Annotated in this window: 2 protein-coding genes; both read right to left on the bottom strand. The window is 69.5% G+C overall.

Annotation, left to right across the window (positions count from 1 at the left end):
• Positions 1-190: 190 nt before the first annotated feature.
• A complete protein-coding gene (locus ACWD3D_RS36645) occupies positions 191-952 on the bottom strand; it encodes a polysaccharide deacetylase family protein (RefSeq protein ID WP_451464967.1) in 762 nt (253 codons plus the stop codon).
• Between the two features lie 262 nt (positions 953-1,214).
• Positions 1,215-1,610 carry a hypothetical protein gene (locus tag ACWD3D_RS36640; RefSeq protein WP_451464966.1) on the bottom strand — a complete coding sequence of 132 codons (396 nt, stop codon included), beginning with the start codon at positions 1,608-1,610 and terminating at the stop codon, positions 1,215-1,217.
• Between the last annotated feature and the right edge of the window lie 130 nt (positions 1,611-1,740).

Raw genomic sequence — 1,740 nt, 5'->3', positions numbered from 1 at the left:
GTACGGACCGTCACTGAGGGACCACCGACCAGGAGGATCGCTTCTCTTGCCTCTGTCACGGCGTCTGTTCTCTGCTTCCTGCCGGGGGCCGGGCAGCGTCCTTCGACGTTGCCCGGCCGCACCACATTCCTCCGGACCGTGCAGGGCTCGTACAGGCCCCCCGCAGGCCCGTACGGCAAACCAGCGGGGCCTACCGCACCGGGAAGCCGAAGGAGTACCCCTGCTCCTTCAGCCAGGGCAGGACCTCGCTCAGGGCGTCCAGGGTCTGGGCGCGGTCGCCGCCCGCGTCGTGGAAGAGGATGGTCGGGCCGTCGGCGATCTCGCTCTTGACGGTCGCGACGATGGTCTCCACCCCGGGGTGCTCGAAGTCCTTGGTGTCGACGTTCCATCCCAGCGGGCGCATCCCCCGGGACGCGGCCAGTTGCCGGCTGTACGGGGTGAAGGCACCGCCCGGAGCCCGGTAGTACATCGGCCGGACGCCGCCGGATGCTTCGGTGATCATGCGTTCGGCGTCCAGGATCTGCTGCCGTTGGTAGGCCTCGGACTTCTTGTCCATGGTGGTGTCGTGCGAGACCGTGTGGTCGCACAGCCGGTGTCCGTCCGCCACGACCGCCTTGACCAGGTCCGGGTACGCCTTCGCCTGCGTGCCCACCATGCAGAACGTCGCCTTCACGCCGTTCTCCTTGAGGAGTTGCAGCACCTTCGGCGTCCAGACGGGGTCCGGCCCGTCGTCGATGGTGATGTTGACGCCCTTGGCGCCGGCGTCGGACGCGTGCACGATGCCCACCGCCACGGGCTTGATGGCCGGAGCCGAGACGTGCGCCTCCGGCTGGGGCTTCCCCGTGGTGTCGGCCTGCGCGGTCCACATCGACATGGCGATGGCCCCCACCGTCAATCCGAGTGCCGCGGCGAGAACCTTCCCGTACCAGCCCCTTTCCTTGTGCTTCGCCATGTCCGCCCGCCCCTTTGCCGTGCCCGCCGATGCCGTGTCCGCCGGTGCTGTCCGATGCCGTGCCCCCATCAAGACATGCGAACAGCAGGACGAGAAAGGTCGGTTACCGACCGCGGACAATGCTGCAGGTGCCCGGCGACAAACGCAGGGGTTCCGCGACAGGAACGGCGCCTTCCGCGGTGCGCCCGCATCGCGTCACCCGGCCATGGCGGAAGGCCCGGATCGACGACGACCTGGGCCTTCCCGGTGACCGGACCACGCGTTACTTCAGCGCGTGCGCCGCTGCCTGGGCGAGGGTGCTCGCCGCCTCGGAGCGTGCCGCCTTGGTGGACTTCTTGTCCGCCAGAACCTTCGCGGCAGCGGTGAGAACCTTCTTGCCGGGCCTGCGCGACGATGCGGCCGGGGTCTGGGAGAGTGCGCTGGCCGCGGCCCGCTTCTCGGTCTTCGCCGCCTTCTTGGCGCGTACGGTCTTCCCGGCGGCCGAAGCGGCGCTGGACGTGGTCTTCTTGGCGTCGGCGGAACCCGCCTTGCCGGAGGTCTGGGACAGTGCGCTCGCGGCGGCCTTCCTGCTGCTCTTCGACGTGCTGCTCGTGGTGGCCCGTCCCGCCGCCGAGGCCGCCTTCGGACGCGTGGTGCCGGATGTCTTCGTCTTCGCCATGACGCTCTCCCTGTTCCTCTGTCGGGATCTTCCGTCCTCTTCGCGTACCCGAACTCCCGCGCATGGAACGGCCGGAGGCGAGACTCCCTGACAGAGAGGCGGGGCTGCCCCGGTTCCGGAGAACCGGGGC

The organism is Streptomyces sp. NPDC002690, assembly GCF_053592415.1.
This window is presented reverse-complemented; position numbering and strand designations above follow the sequence as displayed.